Annotated in this window: 13 protein-coding genes and 2 pseudogenes; 5 read left to right on the top strand and 10 right to left on the bottom strand. The window is 54.3% G+C overall.

Annotated elements, in window-relative coordinates:
- Nucleotides 1-386 (top strand): hypothetical protein (locus K2H17_RS04190; RefSeq protein WP_300131780.1); only part of this gene is annotated, 386 nt, incomplete at its 5' end.
- A gap of 132 nt (nucleotides 387-518) precedes the next feature.
- Here the strand turns inward: K2H17_RS04190 and nifJ are convergent.
- From nifJ to frc, 4 genes are all read right to left on the bottom strand, one after another.
- Nucleotides 519-4,139, bottom strand: a complete 3,621-nt coding sequence (gene nifJ / locus K2H17_RS04185; RefSeq protein WP_300131778.1) for a pyruvate:ferredoxin (flavodoxin) oxidoreductase — start codon at nucleotides 4,137-4,139, stop codon at nucleotides 519-521.
- A gap of 180 nt (nucleotides 4,140-4,319) precedes the next feature.
- Complete coding sequence (locus K2H17_RS04180; RefSeq protein WP_300131775.1) at nucleotides 4,320-5,288, bottom strand: AEC family transporter; 969 nt, start codon at nucleotides 5,286-5,288, stop codon at nucleotides 4,320-4,322.
- Between the two features lie 111 nt (nucleotides 5,289-5,399).
- Nucleotides 5,400-7,166: an oxalyl-CoA decarboxylase gene (gene oxc / locus K2H17_RS04175; RefSeq protein ID WP_300131771.1), complete on the bottom strand. Its 1,767-nt coding sequence runs from the start codon at nucleotides 7,164-7,166 to the stop codon at nucleotides 5,400-5,402.
- A gap of 141 nt (nucleotides 7,167-7,307) precedes the next feature.
- Nucleotides 7,308-8,615: a formyl-CoA transferase gene (frc, locus tag K2H17_RS04170; protein WP_300131768.1), complete on the bottom strand. Its 1,308-nt coding sequence runs from the start codon at nucleotides 8,613-8,615 to the stop codon at nucleotides 7,308-7,310.
- 207 nt (nucleotides 8,616-8,822) lie between these two features.
- Here frc and K2H17_RS04165 point away from each other — a divergent pair, with 207 nt between their 5' ends.
- The 3 genes from K2H17_RS04165 to K2H17_RS04155 all read left to right on the top strand — a co-directional run bounded on the left by K2H17_RS04165 (nucleotide 8,823) and on the right by K2H17_RS04155 (nucleotide 11,360).
- Nucleotides 8,823-9,425 carry a chromate transporter gene (locus K2H17_RS04165; RefSeq protein WP_300131765.1) on the top strand — a complete coding sequence of 201 codons (603 nt, stop codon included), beginning with the start codon at nucleotides 8,823-8,825 and terminating at the stop codon, nucleotides 9,423-9,425.
- Nucleotides 9,422-9,991: a chromate transporter gene (locus K2H17_RS04160; protein ID WP_300131762.1), complete on the top strand. Its 570-nt coding sequence runs from the start codon at nucleotides 9,422-9,424 to the stop codon at nucleotides 9,989-9,991. The genes K2H17_RS04165 and K2H17_RS04160 overlap by 4 nt, the downstream gene beginning before the upstream one ends.
- Nucleotides 9,992-10,064: 73 nt before the next feature.
- Nucleotides 10,065-11,360, top strand: a complete 1,296-nt coding sequence (locus K2H17_RS04155) for a folylpolyglutamate synthase/dihydrofolate synthase family protein (RefSeq protein ID WP_300131759.1) — start codon at nucleotides 10,065-10,067, stop codon at nucleotides 11,358-11,360.
- A gap of 35 nt (nucleotides 11,361-11,395) precedes the next feature.
- On the opposite strand, the gene K2H17_RS04150 is transcribed toward K2H17_RS04155, so the two are convergent.
- The 3 genes and pseudogenes from K2H17_RS04150 to K2H17_RS04140 all read right to left on the bottom strand — a co-directional run bounded on the left by K2H17_RS04150 (nucleotide 11,396) and on the right by K2H17_RS04140 (nucleotide 12,909).
- Nucleotides 11,396-12,295, bottom strand: a complete 900-nt coding sequence (locus K2H17_RS04150) for a cation diffusion facilitator family transporter (RefSeq protein WP_300131756.1) — start codon at nucleotides 12,293-12,295, stop codon at nucleotides 11,396-11,398.
- 4 nt (nucleotides 12,296-12,299) lie between these two features.
- Nucleotides 12,300-12,401: pseudogene (locus K2H17_RS04145) on the bottom strand (permease); the annotation flags it as partial.
- 55 nt (nucleotides 12,402-12,456) lie between these two features.
- Nucleotides 12,457-12,909, bottom strand: coding sequence for a CYTH domain-containing protein (locus K2H17_RS04140; protein ID WP_300131753.1), 453 nt, complete (start codon nucleotides 12,907-12,909; stop codon nucleotides 12,457-12,459).
- A 118-nt stretch (nucleotides 12,910-13,027) separates the two neighbouring features.
- Here K2H17_RS04140 and K2H17_RS04135 point away from each other — a divergent pair, with 118 nt between their 5' ends.
- Nucleotides 13,028-15,586 carry a DUF5686 and carboxypeptidase-like regulatory domain-containing protein gene (locus tag K2H17_RS04135; protein ID WP_300131750.1) on the top strand — a complete coding sequence of 853 codons (2,559 nt, stop codon included), beginning with the start codon at nucleotides 13,028-13,030 and terminating at the stop codon, nucleotides 15,584-15,586.
- A gap of 209 nt (nucleotides 15,587-15,795) precedes the next feature.
- On the opposite strand, the gene K2H17_RS04130 is transcribed toward K2H17_RS04135, so the two are convergent.
- The 3 genes and pseudogenes from K2H17_RS04130 to K2H17_RS04120 form a co-directional block, all read right to left on the bottom strand.
- A complete protein-coding gene (locus K2H17_RS04130; RefSeq protein ID WP_300131747.1) occupies nucleotides 15,796-17,457 on the bottom strand; it encodes a putative transporter in 1,662 nt (553 codons plus the stop codon).
- Between the two features lie 214 nt (nucleotides 17,458-17,671).
- Nucleotides 17,672-19,333 carry an AMP-binding protein gene (locus tag K2H17_RS04125; protein ID WP_300131744.1) on the bottom strand — a complete coding sequence of 554 codons (1,662 nt, stop codon included), beginning with the start codon at nucleotides 19,331-19,333 and terminating at the stop codon, nucleotides 17,672-17,674.
- Nucleotides 19,334-19,375: 42 nt separating this feature from the next.
- A pseudogene (locus K2H17_RS04120) lies at nucleotides 19,376-19,599 on the bottom strand (hypothetical protein); the annotation flags it as partial.

The following is a 19,599-nucleotide window of genomic DNA, read 5'->3' as shown; positions in this document are numbered from 1 at the left end:
CCTATCTTCTTGAGGGAATTTTGCCGGATGAGACATCTGATCAGGCTGTCAGGCTGATGTTCGCGTTGCTGAAAACAGAGTTGGACAAGGCGATGGCCCGTTCTGCCGCCGCCCGCCGCCGTCGCCGTGGAAAGCAGAATGCAGAAAAGCCTGAAAAGATCGAAAAGGCCGGAGAAAGCGGCTTTGACATGGAGCGTATGGCCCGCATGGCAGAACTGCTTGGGGTTGCCATGCCCTCTGTCGACGACCTGTTCAAAGAGGAGGAGCCTGAGGAGACGCCCGCCATACTCATGAACCGCCGTCAGCGTCGGCGTCAGGAGCGCGAAAACCGCCGCCGTCAGCGCAGCGGGGCTTCGCGGACAATGCAGCGGCAAGGCAAAAAATGAGGGAGAAAGTGTCACGGCAACACACTCTCTCCCTCGGCTTCAAAATCAACGTCAAAACTATTGTTATATAGCGCCGTATGGTTTTGCTTGTCTTTCCGGCTGTTGATTGTATGGTGTAATTGACTCGGTTACCTACGATGGCTTTTTCGACAGATATTTCAGCGCTTCCATATTACGGTTGCAGTCGCGCTGAAGTTCGGGCCGGAGGATGGCCGCCTGAGTCGGGTCGATCATCGTGAGGTCGGCATAGCGGTCTTCATTCATGGCGAACTCCTCGACGGTTCTGACCGGTTCCGGATTGGGATAGGTGGGCGAGGCGGTCAGAGGCGACGAGCCGTTGCTGCCGCTGTTGTCCTTGCCAGGAACAAGCGGGTCGATCGTCAGTCCGCTCCTTCCATCGGCCCATGCCTGAGGATTATAGCGGTAGAGAGGCCAGTAACCGGCTTCGACAGCGCGTCGCTGCTCGACGATCGAGTGGCCGAGTCCGGGGCGTATGCCGTGGTTGAGGCAGGGGCAGTAAGCTATGACTATTGCCGGTCCGGGATAGCGTTCGGCCTCGGAGAGTGCGTCGATTGTCTGCTGGAAGTTCGCACCTAAGGAGACAGAGGCCACATAGACATTACCGTAGGTCATCATCATGCGTCCGAGTTCCTTTTTCGCCACCCGTTTGCCGTCGGGATTATATTTTGCGACAGCGCTGCGCGGAGTGGCCTTTGAGGTCTGTCCGCCGGTGTTTGAGTAACATTCCGTGTCCATGACCAGCACTTTGACAGGCTCGCCGGAGGCAAGGACATGGTCAAGACCTGCAAAACCGATGTCATAGGCCCATCCGTCGCCGCCGATGCTCCACACCGATTTACGCCCGAACATATCAGCTTCTTTCAGCAGATCGGCATAGGCGGGATCGAGGTTTTTGGCCTCTTCGAGCATTGATTTCAGCTCTTCTCCGGTCCGGGCCGACAGTTCATAGTCGTCTTTGGCCGACAGCCACGCTTCGAGAGGCCCGCGAAGCCAGGGGAGGGTGCTTTCGCTCTGAAGAAGCGCTCTGACCTGTGCGGCCACACGCTTGCGGCGCTGCTCGACGGCTACAAGCATTCCGTAGCCATACTCGCCGTTGTCCTCGAACAGAGAGTTGCCCCAGGCCGGACCTTTGCCGCGCTGATCGGTGCAGTAGGCGTTCGAGGGATAGTTTGCACCCCAGATCGAGCTGCATCCTGTGGCGTTGGCGATCAGAAGGCGCTCGCCGAAAAGCTGTGTGAGCAGTTTGACGTATGGTGTCTCTCCGCATCCCGCACAGGCTCCTGAGAATTGCAGGCACGGTTGGCGCAACTGTGAGCCTTTGATAGTCTCTGCCGGAAGAATCCGGTCTTTGACGGTCACGTTTGTCATGACCCATTCGGCCATCGGGACCTCGCGGCTGACCACATCTTCAAGCGGAGTCATCGTCAGCGCATGTCCCGGACAGATGATCGAGCATGAAGAGCAGCCCAGGCAGTCCTCCGGGAAGTTTTGGATATGGAATTTGTAGCCTTTCAGGAGTTCCGGACCTGTGGCGTCTTTGAGGGCGAATCCCTCAGGCGCTTTGGAGGCTTCGTCGGGCGAGAGAAGGAAGGGACGGATTGCTGCGTGGGGGCACACGAGTGAGCATTCGGTACATTCCACGCACTTGTCGGCATTCCAGACCGGCACGCGTGTGGCAATGCGGCGGTGTTCGTAGGCCGTGGTCCCCATCGGCATTTTGCCGTCAGGCGAAAAGGCCGACACGGGTATAAGATCTCCGCGCCCCTTGATGCAGGGGGTGTGGATGTCCTTTATGAATGACTCCAGACGGCTGTCCGCGAAGGTCTCTTTGCGGCAGGTGGGGGCAGGCCCGGCCTCGGTCCAGTCCGGGATTTCCTGATAGCTGATCTCGCGGAGAGCGCCGACGGCCATGTCGACGGCCTTGAGATTGCGGCTCACAACGTCGCCCCCTTCGTGGCGGTAGCTCTCAGCCAGACCCTCTTTCAGCGCGGCGACTCCTTCCTCAAAAGGAATGATCCCGCTCAGATAGAGGAAGACGGTCTCCATCACCATATTGATACGTGGTCCCAGACCGCAGGCCGCGGCTATACGGTCGGCGTCGATATTGTAGAAGCGCAGTTTTTTATCCGCGATAGTCTTCCGCATCTCAAGCGGGAGTTTTTCGGACATCTGTCCGGGAGTCCAGGGAGAGTTCAGCACGAAAACGCCCCCGTCCTTGATCTTGTCAAGCATAGCGAAACGGTTGACGTATGAGGTCTTGTGACAGCCGACATAGTCCGCCCCGTCAATCGCATAGGCCGATGTCACCGGCGCTTTGCCGACACGAAGCTGGGAGATCGTATAGCCTCCTGACTTCTTGGCCGAGTAGCTGAAATAGGCCTGGGCGTAGAGTCCGGGTGTGTTTCCGAATATGCCCGCAACCTGCTTTGTGCCTCCGACAGTTCCGTCATTGCCGATGGCATAGAAAATGGTCTGATAGGAGGCGGATGCCACATTCGTCTCGATCTTTTCAGTGACGGGGATTGAAAGATGAGTGACATCGTCGGTGATGCCGATTGTAAACGGATTCCGCGGGCTTTCTTTGGCCATTTCATCGAAAACGGCCTTGACCATCGATGGGTCGAACTCTTTGCTCGACAGGCCGTAGCGTCCGCCGATGATTCTGAGACCGCTGAAAGCGTCGCAGCCGCGGAGGGCTGTGATCACATCCTCGCAGAGAGGCTCATGCTGTGCGCCGGGTTCCTTGGTGCGGTCAAGGACAGCCACTGTGCGCACTGTCGGCGGAAGCGCTTTCCGCAGAGCCTCGTAAGGGAAGGGGCGGTAGAGGCGGACTTTCACCACCCCGGTCTTGTAGCCGCTCCCGCGGTTGAGATAGTCGGCGGTCTCGCTGACCACATCGGCGGCGGATCCCATCACGACAATGACCCTGTCAGCTTCGGGATCACCGTGATAGTCCACGAGGTGATATTGCCGTCCGGTCAGCGAACCGACCTTGTCCATCGCCTCCTGGACTATTCCGGGGAAGGCGTCATAATACTTGTTGGCGGCTTCACGGTTCTGGAAATAGACATCCGGATTCTGGGCCGATCCACGCAGGTCGGGGTGTTCGGGATTCATCGCGTGGTCGCGGAAGAGTCTGACCTTGTCCCAGTTGACCAGCGGGCGCATCGACTCGTAGTCGATCACGTCGATCGTATCCATTTCCGACGATGTGCGCCATCCGTCAAAGAAGTGGAGCACCGGAAGCGAGCCTTCGATTGCGGCCAGATGGGCCACAAGTCCAAGGTCCATCGTCTCCTGCACGGAGGCTGATGCGAGCATGGTGAAGCCCGTGGCACGGCAGGCCATCACATCCTGATGGTCGCCGAAGATTGAAAGCGCGTGGGTTGCCAGGGAGCGGCAGCCGACATGGAAAACGACAGGAAGCAGCTCGCCGGAGATCTTGTACATGTTCGGAATCATCAGCATCAGGCCCTGCGAGGCGGTGAACGTAGTGGCCAGTGCACCGGCAGCCGCGGCGCCGTGGACAGCGCCCGCCGCACCAAGCTCGCTTTCCATCTCACGGACTTCCAGAGCCTGGCCCATCAGATTGCGGCGTCCCTGCAATCCCCATTTCTGGGCTATGTCGCCCATAGCGGCGATAGGTGTGATCGGATAGACTGTGGCCACGTCGCTGAGGGCGAAAGCCACGTGGGCGGCCGCTGTGCAACCGTCGAGAATCTGCTTTTTCATCTGTAAAAGGATGTTTTTTGGAAACGGGAGTTGAAATCTGAGCGGATTTCGTTGGAATCAAGTGATACACCCTCAAATCAAGTGATACAGCCTCTAATTGGTGTAGGGTGTATAAAATAGCGGGCATAAGCGCGGTCAGGCGCTTATGCCCTGAGAGGTTTTTTGACATCCGGCAGTTTATCAGAATGTACCGGCGATGCAGAGATCCGTGATCCACAACCAGAGAGGACAGAAACCGATGAAGAGGATCACTGAAAGGGTCAGCGACGAGGTGCCTTCGGCCACATAAGTGTCATACTCGTCGGCGATGATGATGCCTGAGAATGCAGGAGGCAGAGCGCCGGCCACAACGAGCATCTTGAGGTTAAGCGGGTCCATGTGGAAGATGAGACCCATGATCAGCAGCACGGCGGGCATCATGACCATCTTGAGGATCGAGCCGAGGATGACCTGCCAGTTGATGGAGATCTTGATGGCCGAGAGGGTGATACCGGCTGAGAAGACGGCCATTGAGGCGTTGGCGCCCTTGATCAGAGTGAATGACGGGCTTGCCCAGTCAGGCCAGGGAATTCCGACAAGCACCCACACGACCGCGAGGATCGGAGCCCAGGCCACAGGCTGTTCGAGGGCATGGATCACAGGAGCCCATGCGCTCTTGTTTTTCGCCGAACCGGGATTCTGCTTTTCGAGAGAGGCGTTCAGCAGCGAAAGACCGACAGGAATGCCGACGGCGTTCACCACGATGCCGACGATTGCGACCACGAGAGCCACGGTCGGGGTTGTGCCGAAGATAGGCTCAAGAACCGCAAATCCGAGGAAGCCGATTGTCGGCGAACCGCTGATAAGCGCTGACACCGCTGCATCGGCCCCGGTGTTTTTCTTGAACATCAGGAAGACGAAGTAGACGATCATGAAGCAAAGCATGATGCCTATGAGCGAGATGAGCGACAGTTTCAGGTCATGGGCGAGCATTTCGCGCGTCGCCTGGACGATGGAAACGAAAAGGGCTGCGGGGAGGGCGTAGTCAAGCACAACCTTGTTGAACTTCTTGGCATCTTCGCCGGAGAATATCCCCTTCTTTCCTGAAATATAGCCGGCCAGCATCACTACGATGATAGGGACTATGGCATAGAGAATAATGTGTTCCATAAATAGTTGTTTGGAAGTTGAGGTGATCAGTGGAAAATATCAGAAACCGTCCGGATGGATTCCGCATCAGGCGGAAATCCTGCCCGGAGGGTCTGAGTCTGTCAAAAGTTTTTAAACAGTGATGTCCTGAAGGGGAGCGGGGTTCAGATAGCCGATGTGGCCGGATTCCTTGCCGGAGTCGGCGGCGAGCTGCACGTCGATCAGACAGGGTTTCTTGCTGGCGATGCTTTCAGTCAGCGCTTTCTGAAGTTCGTCGGGGGTCTGGACGTAGTAGGTCTGAGCGCCGAAAGCCTCTCCGAGTTTGTCGTAACGGGCATGGATGTCAAGAGTGGTAGGAGCGGGGTCGGATGTCTTGTCCATCGGGACTCCGATGCCGTTGTAGATGCCTCCGTTGTTGAAAATGACCACTGTGACAGGGAGTCCGAAGCGGCAGGCGGTCGAGAAATCCATGCCTGAGAAGCCGAATGCGGAGTCACCCTCGATGGCCACGACTGACTTGCCTGTGGCGACGGCGGCGCCTACGGTCGAACCCATGCCCATGCCCATGATGGCCCATGTGGCGCAGTCGACACGATGGCGCGGAAGCGACATGTCTATCGCGTCGCGGGTGTCGTCAAGCGTGTTGGCGCCTTCGTTGACCAGGATGATGTCCGGATTGGCCTCGATGATGGGCTTGATCACTCCGAGGGCTGTCCAGTGGTGCATAGGCATCAGGCTCTTGGTGGATTCGAGTCGCGCGGCGAACTTGGCGTTTTTCTCTTTGGCTTCGGCCTGAAGCGAGGTGATCCATTCGGGATCAGCCGTCATCTTCGCGCCGTCCATTTTTGCGAGAATGGCGTCGAGCGCAAGGCCCATGTCGCCCACGACGGGAGCGGCGATCGGGACGTTGACATCCATCTCTTCGGGATCGACATCGAGCTGGATGAACTTCATGTCGGGATTCCATTTGCCGCGGCCGAATGAGAGCATCCAGTTGAGGCGGGCACCGATCACGAGGACAACGTCGGCCTTTTCCATGATTGTCGAACGGCATGACAGGGCGCTCAGAGGTCCTGCGTCGGGCATCAGTCCCTTGGCCATTGACATCGGCAGATAGGGGATGTTGTATTTCTCGATGAGTGTCTTGATCTTTTCATCGACCTGGGCGTAGGCCGCGCCTTTGCCGAGAAGTATGGCCGGGCGTTTGGCTGATGTCAGAATCTCGACCGCACGGTCAACGGCTGCGGCATTGGGAGCCACAGGCGAATAGAGGTCGACTGACTGGTAGAAGAGCTTTTCAGCCTCCTCGCGGTCCATCACCTCGCCGAGAGCCGGAGTGGTCATGTCGATGTAGACACCGCCCGGACGGCCTGACACGGCTGCACGGTAGGCACGGCTGACGGCAGCGGGGATGTCTTTGGCGTGGCTGCACCGGAATGCGGCCTTGACAAGCGGTTTGGCGGTGTTGAACTGGTCGAGCTGTTCGTAGGTACCCATGTTCATGTCGACCATAGTCGGATCGGAAGCGCCTGAAATCTGGATCATCGGGTAGCAGTTGACAGTGGCGTTGGCCGTGGCTGTCAGACCGTTCATGAAGCCGAGTGACGACACAGTCATCAGGACTCCGGGCTTTTTGGTCAGGAATCCTTCGGTAGCGGCGGCCATGCCTGCCTGCTGTTCGTGGCGGAAGCCGACAAAGCGGATGCCCTGTCCCTGGACGAGATAGGCGGCCTCGGTGATTGGAATGCCGACAAGACCGTAGACGTTTTCAATGCCGACATTTTTAAGCGCTCTGGCGAGTATGTACATACCCGTCACCTGTTCCGGATAGTGGGGCGCGGCTTTCGGCTGGCATCCACAGGGAGCAGCGGGAGTATTGTTTGTTGTTGTAGTAGCCATATAAAAACAGATTTTGAAGTTGGTTGCAGATAAAGTCGGTTGCAAAACGGAAAGAGGGGACAATTAGCAATTGGACTTGCTTCTACAAGACAATCGGTAATTGTCCCCTCTTTTGAATTTTTGCCGATAGCGTGATGGCGGTTATTGCTTTTCTGGCAGAGGAGCGGTTGTGCCGTTCTTGGCGAAGGATGCTATCTGGTCATCGGTGTAGCCGAGGCCTTTGAGCACTTCGTCGGTGTTTCCGCCGAGCGAGGGGCAGGGACCATAAGTCGGCTGGAAGTTGCTCATGGTGAACGGACAGCCTACGGTGACGAATTCGCCGATCTCGCCGCCCTGGTTGATCTTCACAAGGGTGTTGCCGTCATAGAGGCTCGGATCCGACATGACTTCCTTGGTCGAGAGGACAGGGCCGACAGGCACACCGTATTTCGACAGGATTTCAGTGACCTCGAATTTGGTCTTGTCGGCAGTCCAGGCACCGATTCGCTGATAGATTTCATTCTTGTGTTTGTCACGGGCGTCGGCAGTGGCGAAATCCGGGTTGGTGAGCCAGTCTTCAAAGCCGAAGCCCTGACAGGCGAGCTTGAATTCCTTTTCGCCTCGCTGGAGGATGATGTAGACATAATTGTTGGCGTCGATAGCTGAATCGAGGTCGCCGGCGGGTTTACATTTGTAGGTCCATCCGAGGACACCGCCGCCTTCGATGTTGCCTGAACGAGGCACACAGTCGCCGAATTTGCCGTCGGGGTACTGCGGGAACTGGGTAAGATAACCGATCTTGTCGAGGGTCAGCTGGTCACGTGTCTTGATACGGCAGAGGTTGAGACAGGCATTGTGCATCGACTGGTAGACGAAGCAGCCTTCGCCGGTCTTGTTGCGCTGCTGGAGAGCTGCGAGAAGGCCGATGAGCAGGTGCATGCCGGTGTTGGAGTCGCCGAGAGCCGCGCCGCTCTGGGTCGGGACGTCGTATTCGCCTTCATACCACCCGGTGGTGGAAGCCGCGGCGGCAGTCACCTGAGCGATCGGTTCGTAGGCCTTGAGGTCTTTGTATTTCGAGGATACCGGGAAGCCCTTGATTGTTCCGTAGATACACTTGGGGTTAAGTTTGTGGACCTCTTCCCAGCTGAAACCGAGTTTGTCCATAGCTCCCGGATGGAGGTTTTCGACGAACATGTCGGCTTCCTGAATCAGTTTTGTAAGGATGGCCTTGCCGTCGGGGGTCTTGGCGTCAAGAGCGATTGATTTTTTATCTGAGTTGAGCTGAAGGAAGTAGTAACTTGGAAGATCCGGATTGAACTGGAGTTCTTTACGGGTTGCATCGCCGACTCCCGGACGTTCGATTTTGATTACATCAGCACCAAGCCATGCGAGCATCTGAGTACATGAAGGACCTGACTGAACTTCGGTGAAGTCAATCACCTTGATTCCTTGTAAAGGGGCAGTGTTCATAATAGTAAGTATGTTTTTTTTAGAATAGATGATTTTTGGTTTTAACCTTGTGTGTTTATGTGTATTTTCCATAAATCTTTACTAATAGAACACAGAGATGCCTGAAAAGTTGATTTTTGACTTCAATTAGGGAATTAATTTGTAATTTTGTCGGTCGAAACGGATCAAGGGGTCCGTTATCGGAATTGTGTTTAACACTTTTTGGGAATGAATAGTATCTGTTTTCAGCTGTTTCTGTCTTTTTTCAAGATTGGCACCTTTACTTTCGGGGGTGGCTGGGCGATGATTTCTCTTATAGAGAAGGAAGTTGTCGACAAATTTCATTGGATAGAACGAGAGGAGTTTCTGGATCTCATAGCAGTGTCTCAGTCTCTGCCGGGAATTCTTGCCGTCAACATCGCGGTTGCGGTCGGCGACAAACTCAGGGGTATGAAAGGTGCGTTGGCCGCAGCTGTCGGTTGCATTCTGCCTTCATTCATGATCATCCTCTGCATTGCCATTTTCCTTACGCCAGACCTGATCAAGAACAATCCGACACTGTCGGCCATTTTCAAGGGGATCCGTCCGGCTGTCGTGGCGCTGATCGTCGCACCCGTCATCTCTTCGGCCAAAGCGGCCAAAATCGGGTGGAAGACGGCGATCATCCCGATCGGAGTAGCGCTGTTGATTTTCTCGAAACTTCCGGTGGTTTCCAACCCTATACTTTATATAGTTGCCGGCGGCTTTTTCGGTTGGCTGTGGCTCTCGCGCAATGTAAAGGCTTTGCGGAGCGAGGAAAAGACCGTAAGAAAGGAGGATGAAAAGCTATGATCTATCTGAGACTTATCTGGGCCTATCTGAAAATAGGTCTTTTCGGATTTGGCGGCGGTTATGCGATGCTGGCTCTGATCGAGCGTGAGATCGTAGGGCCGGGGTGGATCTCGGAACAGATGTTCACCGACATCGTGGCCATCTCGCAGATGACTCCCGGTCCGATCGGGATCAACTCGGCGACCTATATAGGCTATGTGGCTCCTGCGGAATACTCTCAGGCGTTTTCATCGCCTTGGTTCGGGATTATCGGTTCGCTGATCTGCACGTTGGTCGTGGTGCTTCCGTCGTTTCTTCTTGTGGCCTATACCAGCCATCTGATACGGCGCCACAGAGACAGTATCGTGGTAAAAGGGATTTTTGCCGGGTTGCGCCCTGTGGTTGTAGGTCTGATCGCCTCTGCCGCGCTTCTGCTTATGAACGGGGCTAATTTCGGCGAGGAGACCGCGCAGGTTGTCTGGAGCATCATTATCTGTGTCGCGGCTTTCCTCATGGTCTACAAATTTAAATTCCATCCGATTCTGATCATCTGCCTCGCCGGTGTCGCCGGATGGATTATATATTGACAGATCGCTCAGTATATTTATATATTTAAAGTAATAGTTTAGTTAAAGTAATAGTTTAACCACAATATCAGCCATGACTTATCAGGAGGCCATTGATTTTCTGTTTAATTCTCTACCTGTGTTTCAACGCGAGGGGGCTTCGGCCTATAAGCCGGGCCTGGGCACGTCGATAGCGCTTGACGATATGTTCGGGAATCCGCACCGTGAGTATCCCTGCATCCACATTGCCGGAACCAACGGCAAGGGGTCGACAGCCCACACTTTGGCCGCTGTGCTTGCAAGAGCCGGCTACAAGACCGGACTTTACACCTCGCCTCACATTTTTGATTTCCGTGAGCGTATCAGGGTCAACGGTCAGAAGATCCCTCATGAGCGTGTGGTTGATTTCGTCGAGCGGTGGAAGGAGCGGAAGTCAGAACTGAGTCCGAGCTTTTTCGAGCTTACTTCTACAATGGCTTTCGAGCATTTTGCCCGTGAGAAAGTAGATGTGGCTGTCATCGAGACCGGTCTTGGCGGACGGCTTGACAGCACGAATATCATCACGCCCGTTGCCAGTGTCATCACTAATATTTCTCCGGACCATACGGCATTTCTTGGAGACACTTTGGAAAAGATCGCCTTCGAGAAGGCCGGAATCATCAAAGAGGGTGTTCCGGTTGTCATCGGAGAGCGTCAGGCCGAGTGCATGCCTGTGTTTGAACGCCGTGCAGAGGCCGTAGGAGCGCCGTTGAGATATGCCGAAGAGATCGAGGGGCACCATGATGGCGGAATGATGGTCTATCCCGCTACCCGCTATGGCGAGATCCGAGGCGCGCTTGCCGGAGACTGTCAGATCAGGAATGCGGCCACGATTCTCACTGTGCTTGACGTGCTGTCGGAGAGTGGTTTCCGGATTTCATCCGAAGCTGTCAGAGAAGGTTTCGCGCATGTCTGCGAGGACACCGGCCTGATGGGCCGATGGACGGTTTTGCGCCGCGATCCAATGACGGTATGCGATACGGGTCACAATATCGGTGGCTGGGAGTATATCGCGGCCCAATTGTCGGCGAGAAAGGCCGGAACGGTGCATCTGATTGTCGGATTTGTCAATGACAAGGACATTTCGGCCATTCTGCGCAAGATTTCGGATATAGGGGGCGAAAAGCGGCTTTATTTCTCGGCGCCGTCCGTTCCGCGCGGTCTGAAAGCTGATGCGCTTGCCGAAAAAGCCGCGCAGTTCGGTCTGACAGGCAGCGTGATCGCCGACGTCAATGAAGCCCTCGCGACAGCAACCTCCGCCGTCAGTTCACCTGACGACATGATCCTGATAGCAGGCAGCAATTTCCTGATCGCCGACCTGAAGGGGTTGGAAGAGATTGAGAACATCTGAAACTCCGGAGGATTACAAGTTTCTTCTTGAATTGGTCATCTAAGAGGACGTTTCTGAGGCTCCATGTGAATATTTATGATACTCTCTTTGCCGAATTGGTCGCGTATTTTTTTCTCAATCAGGGTCGCTATGTCATGAGCTTCCTCCAAAAGCAGTTTGCCATCCATCTTTACGTGAACGTCGATTGCTATGGCATTCCCGATTTTTCTTGTACGCAAATTGTGGAATCCCTTGACGCCATTCACAGAATTAATCAGTTCTGAGATCTCGGTGCACTGCTTTTCAGGTAGCGCTACTTCAAGCAGCTCATTTATTGAAGGCCTGATAATATCATAACCGGACTTGATGATGAATACGCTTACGAGTACAGCCGCCAAGGGGTCAAGAATGCGCCATCTGTCACCTAATATGATAGCACCTCCAATACCGATCATTGTCCCCAATGAGGAGATGGCATCGCTGCGGTGGTGCCATGCATTGGCTATGGTAGCGTCAGATCTGACCTCCGTTCCCACCTTTACCGTGTAACGGTATAGTATCTCCTTAACAATGATGGAGGCAGAGGCAACTGCAAATGCGAGCCATGTCGGTTCAGGGAGCACAACTCCATAAAAGCACGATATGATTTTCTTGCCACCGCTGATAAATAACCCGATACCGGCCAGTGTCAGGAAAACGCCTATTATCAATGTGGCAAGCGTTTCAAACTTGCCGTGACCATAGCTGTGGACCTTATCCTTCGGCTTACCTGACAATTTTACGAAGATAAGGACAATGACATCAGTGATGAAGTCCGTGAGAGAATGGACGCCGTCTGCTATGAGGGCAGAACTTTTGCCCAACACACCGGCAACCAATTTCAGGACAATAAGAACAGCATTTACCATCGAGCCGATAAAGGTAACTCTGAAGATGGTTTTTTCTCGTTGATTCATTCGGTTATAATATCAGATTGAAAAGATAGCCCGGTAAAATTATTGTCACTGAAACGATTCCGAAAAAGAAGCCGATGAGTTTCCATGTCATCACTTTTTTCAGCAAAAAATTACGAGTCTAATCTTTGAAAACGGCTGAAATTTCTTCTCAGACGAGAGTGTCAGACCTGAGATAGAGTGGAGTTGTAGTAGGCGGGGTCGCCCGTGACTTCGCGGCCGATGAAAGGTGGGAGCGGTGGATTGGAATCGGCTGACGGCATCTCTATCTCGGCGAGGATGAGTCCTTCGTGGCGTCCGTGGAAGAGGTCCACTTCCCATTTCCAGCCTCGGTAGTCGACAATGTAGCGTGTCTTGTCAATGGCGAAACCGCCGCAGAGTCTCATGGCCATTTCGCTTGCGTCGCTTTCCGGTACGGGATATTCCCATTCGTCGCGGACGGCACCGTCATTGCGCCCTTTGACCGTCAGGAAAGCCCGGTCATCACGGATGCGGATGCGGACTGTCGCGTCAGGATTTACGGATATGTAGGCCTGCCGTATCCGAGTGGATGATTCAGCCATTGAGATGAAGTCTGTGTTGTCAACGAGAAACTTGCGTTCGATTTCTTTTGCCATTATTTCGGAACAGAGTGTTAAAAGAGTGTAAAGGGAATGACGTGATAGCGATTATCTACGCATTTATGACTAATTTTGCAAAATTAAAAAAGATTGTAACTTTTTGCAACAGTTTCCTATGATCAAATTGCGCGCGCTGACGTGCGTCATCATACTACTTCTAAGCATAGCTTTTATTCCTGTCTCTTCTGCCGCACGCAATGTGACGGTACGCGGTGTTGTGCGCGATTCTCTGACCCGTGAGCCGATCCCATACGCCTCTGTGCTGTTAAAAGGGACTGACCGTGGGGTGCTTACGGATGACAACGGCTGCTATACGATAGTGACGACTCTGCCGTTTGACAGTGTGATGGGTTCGTCGCTGGGCTATACGACCAAGTCTGTGGCTGCGCGGAAGAAGGGTGACAATATCAAGGTTGACATCGACCTCGTGTCGACCGGAGTGCTGCTCGGAGAGGTGATCGCCAAGCCGAAAAAGGAACATTATTCCAAGAAAAACAATCCGGCTGTGGCGTTTATGGAGAAAATACGCCACACTCAGGATCTTAACGACCCAAGGCGTCACGACAATTACAATTACAACAAGTATGAGCGTATCACATTGGCTTTGAACGACTATCAGTTCAACGATTCGGCCAAGCGCGGATTCGACAAGATGTTTTCCTTCATAAAGGAATATATCGACACGTCGGAGGTGTCGGGCAAGCCGATTCTGAATGTGGCTCTGCGCGAGAAACTGTCGTCGGTCCATTATCGGCGTGATCCGAAAGGGGAGAAGGAGTATGTCACCGGACTGCGTTCGTCGGGTATCGACGAGATGCTTGACAAGCAGAGCATGCAGACGTTTTATGAGGATGTGTTGCGTGAGGTGGATGTCTATGATAACGACATAGTGCTGATGCAGACCCGCTTTGTGTCACCGCTTTCGCGCATTGCGCCTGATTTCTATAAGTTTTATCTTACGGACACGGTGTTTGTCGATACGACGCGTTGCGTCGAGCTGACTTTTGTGCCGCGAAATCCGAGCACGATGGGATTTACCGGTCGCTTCTATGTGCCTGTCGGAGATACGACCATGTTCATAAAGCGGATTGTACTGCGGGTGCCGCATGACATAAATCTGAATTTCATCAATGAGCTTGTCATCAGCCAGGATTATGAGAAAGCGCCTGACGGATCGCGTCTGAAAACCAAGGACGACATGATCCTTGAAGCCGGTGTGTTGCCCGGTTCGGGCGGTATGTACGGGCGGCGCCATACGGTCTATGACAGCCATAATTTCGAACCTGCGCCTGACGCTTCGATCTTTAAACGAGGAGTTGCCCAGATCTATGCCCCAGGTGCCGAATATCGCGACAAGAACTTTTGGAAGGATAACCGCAAGATCGAGATAGCCCAGGGCGAAAACTCGATGGAGAAGATGATGGAGAGGATGAGGCAGGTGCCTGTTTTCTACTGGACCGAGAAGGTGGTGAAGCTGCTGGTGTCCGGCTATGTGCCTACGGCTGAAAAGTCATATTTCGATGTAGGCCCGATGACATCGCTGGTGTCTTACAACTCTGTTGAAGGACTGCGTCTGAGAGCCGGAGGAATGACCACCGCCAATCTGTCGCGCCGGTGGTTTGCCCGCGGTTACGGGGCCTATGGCTTCAGGGACCACAAGTGGAAATATATGGCTGAGCTGGAGTATTCGTTCCGGGACAAGGACTATCATTCGCGTGAATTCCCTATGCACTCGCTTCGGGCTACGCAGCTTTATGACCTTAACCGTCTGGGCCAGATCTCGACAGTGCACAACGCTGACAACTTCTTCCTTTCGGTGAGCCGTCTTCCTGACCGCCAGATGACCTATCATCGTGTCAGCAAACTGGAATATATCCTCGAAACCGAACAGCATTTCTCGCTTGAGGCGCGCATCCAGCAGGAGCGGCAGTATTCCACTCCCTATATGACCTTCATCAACGGCTATGGCGAGAATTTCAGGCATTACACGATCAATTCGTTCCGTCTGCAATTGCGCTATGCCCCCGGCGAGAAGTTCTATCAGCTGAAAACCGGACGCACACGCATCAATTTCGACGCTCCTGAGATGACCTTGTCACACACCTATGCCCCGAAGGGTTTCATGGGCAATCCCTTTGCCCTGAATGTCACCGAAGCATCGTTTTTCAAGCGTATATGGCTTTCGGCTTTCGGCTATGTCGACTTGACTCTCAAGGGGGGCCATGTCTGGTCGCGCACTCCATATCCTGGGCTGCTTATTCCCGGCGCCAATCTCTCGTATCTGATCATGCCTGACCTGTTTTCGTGTATGAACCCGATGGAGTTCATCAATGATTCCTATGCACAGTGGGATCTGACCTACTGGGCCAACGGTCTGATCTTGAACTACATTCCGATTGTAAAGCGACTGAAGCTGCGCGAGGCGTTCATGTTCAAGGGCGTGTGGGGCCATCTGAGCGACCGCAACAAGCCCTGGCTCAATCCGGATCTTTATGGTTTCCCGGCGATCAACAACACGCAGCTGATGTCTGACACTCCTTATATGGAGGTCGGAGTCGGACTGGACAATCTTCTGAAAGTGTTCCGCGTGGACTACACCTGGCGCCTAACTTACCGCGACAATCCCGGTGCCTGCAAGCAAGGCCTGAGATTCACATTCCATTTCTCTTTCTGAGAGAGCAATTGGATTTGTGGGAGCTTTGGGAGAACTGGGAGTATTGGGGCTTATGGGGATGAGAGCAGGCGGTTCTGCTGATCGGCAATAATGCGGTTTGCTGATTAGGGATTATAGTAAAATTTGCAATATAGAGATAAAAAAGCGTCTTCAGCAACAGCATTTATGATATGCTGTTGCTGAAGACGTAAATGTTATTGTATTATCTTTTAGATGAAGCAGAGGATGATGAGCTGGGCGATGATGACGCGGCAGAACATGGAGAGGGGGTAGACGGTGGCGTAGCTGACAGTTGCGTAGTCACCTGGGATGATGTCGTTGGCGTAGTTGAGGGCCATCGGGTTGGCCATGCTGCCGCAGAGCATTCCGCAGGTGAGGCCGAAGTCGAGGCGGCAGAATTTCATGGCTATGGCTCCCATGATCAGGACGGGGACAAGGGTGATGACGAAGCCGAGGAGTATCCAGACGAGGCCTTCTGGGCGCATGATGGTATCAATGAAGTGGGCACCGGCTTCCAGTCCGAGGCAGGCAAGGTAGAGCGAGAGTCCGATTCCGCGCAGCATGAGGTTGGCGCTGCGGGTGGTGTAGGTGACAAGCCGGAACTGTGGTCCGAAGCGGCCTATGAGGATGCCGACGATGATCGGACCACCTGCAAGACCGAGTTTTATCGGGGTTGAGATGCCGGGGATCATGATGGGAATGGATCCGATGACCAGGCCGAGGACTATGCCGATGAAGATGGCACCGAGGTTGGGGTCTTTGAGTTTCACTTCGGTGTTGCCGAGGATCTGCTCGACTTTCTCGATGTCGGCGGCGCTTCCGACCACGTTGAGTATGTCGCCAAGCTGGAGGACAAGCTCCGGTGTGGCGAGAAGATGGAGGCCGCTTCGGCTGATGCGGCTGATGTTGATGTGATACTGGTTGCGGAGGCGCAGCGAGCCGAGTTTTTTGCCGTTGATGGCAGGGCGGCTCACAATGATGCGGCGTGAGATGAGCTGGTTGTCTATCGAGTTCCAGTCAATGTCTTTCTTGTTCCAGTCGCGGGCTTCCTGTTTGCCGAAGAGGACTTTGAGTTTGACAGCGTCTTCAGGGGTGGTGATCACCAGCAGATGGTCGTCTTTGAGGAGTACGGTGCTTGAGTCGGGGAGGCTCACATTGTGGTCGCGCCAGAGACGGGAGATGACGAATTTGGTTTTTGAGACGGCGGAGAGGTCGCGGACGCTCATGCCGTAGATGGCAGGGTTGCAGATTTTGAATTCCGCGATGAAAGTGCCGTCAGGTTCAGTCTGAGGCGGTGTGAGCGGTGCTCCTGATCTGCGCAGGAAGCTGCGGAGGAGGATGATGGCGAGGATCACACCGACAACACCGAGCGGATAGGTGACGGCACAGCTGAGGGCAGCGCCGCTGGCTGACTGTCCTACCTGTTCGAGGGCCTGCTGGGCGGCGCCGAGCGCAGGGGTGTTGGTGGTAGCGCCACAGAGGATTCCTGTGGCTTCTCCGATGGGGACGCCGAGACAGAGGGTGCAGAGGACGGTCATGAGAGTGCCTATGAGCATCACACCAAGGCCGAGCATGTTGAGTTCGAGGCCGCCTTTGCGGAAGGAGCTGAAGAAACCGGGGCCGACTTTCAGACCGAGTTCATAGACAAAGAGCACCAGACCGAGGTTTTCGGTGTAGTGGAGGATGACGGGGTCAATGGACAGTCCGATGTGGCCGGCGAGGATCCCGGCGAAAAACACGAAAGTGACACCCAAGGAGATGCCCCATACGCGTATTTTGCCCAAAGCCAGACCGACGGCGATGATTATCGAGATGATGATGACGGCCTGGAGTGCTGTGTGGCTGAAAAAGAGATCAGAAATCCATTGCATGTTTCTTCCTCGGTTACAATGTGTTGGTGTATGTTGCAAAAACAATCATAACCGGCCGTGGCCGAGCGCATTCCGGAGTGTTGATTGCCGGTTTGAGACGCTTCAGAGAGCGCCACGACCTGCAATCATGGTTCCGGCATGCTCTCTGTCGGCGATCATGATTTATGCGCCACCCGCAAACAGACTTTGCGGGTGGCGTATTTTCAAAACTATCTTATTTTGCCTGGTAGAGATAGCGCTTGATGGAGCGTTTGGGGGTCTTTTCGAACTCTTCGCTCATCAGTTTGAAACGCTGGATCTGGGAGTAGGCTGGCAGACTGGAGTTGAGTGTCTTGATGTTCTCGTCCATGATGCCAATGATGCCCTCGTTGTCGAGGCCCTGGGATGTGAGGCTTTCGATGTCGGGGTATATGAGTGCCACAAGACGTCCGTCGCCGCCGTCGATGATCAGCGATTCGGCCACATAGGAGAGGTTGTTGAGCTTGTCTTCGATCTCTTCGGGGTAGATGTTCTGTCCTGAAGGGCCGAGGATCATGTTCTTGTCGCGTCCGCGGATATAGAGGAAACCGTCGTTGTCGAGGTTGCAGATGTCGCCGGTGGAGAGCCATCCGTCTTCGCTCATGCAGGCTTCGGTCGCTTCAGGGTTCTTGTAGTATCCGAGCATGACGTTTTCGCCTTTGACATAGAGGATGCCCGGTTTTGTGGCGCAGTCAGTGGAGTCGATGCGGGCTTCGACGCGGTCAACGATCTGGCCGCAGGAGGCCATGCGGTTCACGCTTGCGGGGGAGTAGGAGATCAGCGGGCCGCATTCGGTCATGCCGTAGCCCACGGTGTAGGGGAAGTTGATGCGGCGCAGGAATTTTTCGACGTCGCGGTTGAGTCCGGCACCGCCGATGATGATTTCCTGAACGTTGCCGCCGAAGGTTTCGGTCAGGCGGTCTTTGATCTTGCCGAGGAGTTTTTCATCGACATAGGGCACCATGAGCATGAGTTTCATGAGCGGTTTTTCGAGCATCGGGAATACGCGGGTGCGGATGATTTTCTCGATGATCAGGGGCACGGTTACGATGTAGCGCGGGTGGACCTTGGCGAAGGCTTCCATGATGATGCGCGGTGAGGGGGTGCGGGTGAGGATGTGGATGTGGTTGCCGCAGATGAAGGGGCGCAGCATGTCGATGGTCAGGCCATACATGTGGGCCAAAGGGAGCATGCAGACCACACCGTCGCCGGGGCCTGTCGGGATGTTCTCGATGCAGAACCGGACATTGGACCAGAGGCTGCGGTAGGGGAGCATCACGCCTTTGGAGAAACCGGTGGAGCCGGAGGTATAGCTGATCAGGCAGAGTTCTTCTTTGGAGTCCACGTGGTAGACAACGTCTTCAGGAGTGAAGCGGTCAGGGTAGCGGCGGCCGAAAAGCTCGTTGAGATGTCCGCGGGCATGGCTGAGTTTCTCGTCATTGCTGTGTATCATCGAGAAATCGCGCACCGAGATGGCGCCGAGCAGCGAGCGCATGCCGTCGGGGTTGAGGTCTTCCCAGATTGATTCGTCAATGATGGCGATTTTAGCATCGCTGTGGTTGATGAGGTGCTGGATGTTGTCGGCTTTGAAATCGGCGAGGATAGGCACGATGACAGCGCCATAGGTGAGAGTACCGATGAAAGCCACGCACCACATAGAGCTGTTTTTGGCGCAGAGCACCACCTTGTCGCCTGGACGGATGCCGCTTTCCTGATAGAGGAGGTGAAGTTTGGCGATCTTGCGGGCAACGTCTTTGTAGGTCAGAGTTGCGCCGCCGAAGTCGGTCAGAGCGGGGAGATCCCAGTTGTCACGGATTGCATCCTGAAAATATAGATTGAGGCTTTCGCGATCTTTCATTGGTTGAAGTGATAATATTTTAAGAGAAAATTTGGTGCAAATTTAGAAATTATCGCTCAGTTTGGCTTGATCATTTTCTTTAATAAATCTTAACGCTTGCGGACACAGTGGTTCTGAGGGGTCAAGAAGCACGACATTGCTGTCTTTCGAGAGCCAGAGGAGCTGTTTTTTCGCATATACGCGGGTGTTTTTGGCAATGCGGGCAATCGCCGTTGCCCGGTCCATCGAGCCGTCGAACATGGCGAAGAGCTCTTTATAGCCTACGG

The organism is Duncaniella sp. (assembly GCF_029054785.1).
Lineage (GTDB): Bacteria > Bacteroidota > Bacteroidia > Bacteroidales > Muribaculaceae > Duncaniella.
This window is presented reverse-complemented; position numbering and strand designations above follow the sequence as displayed.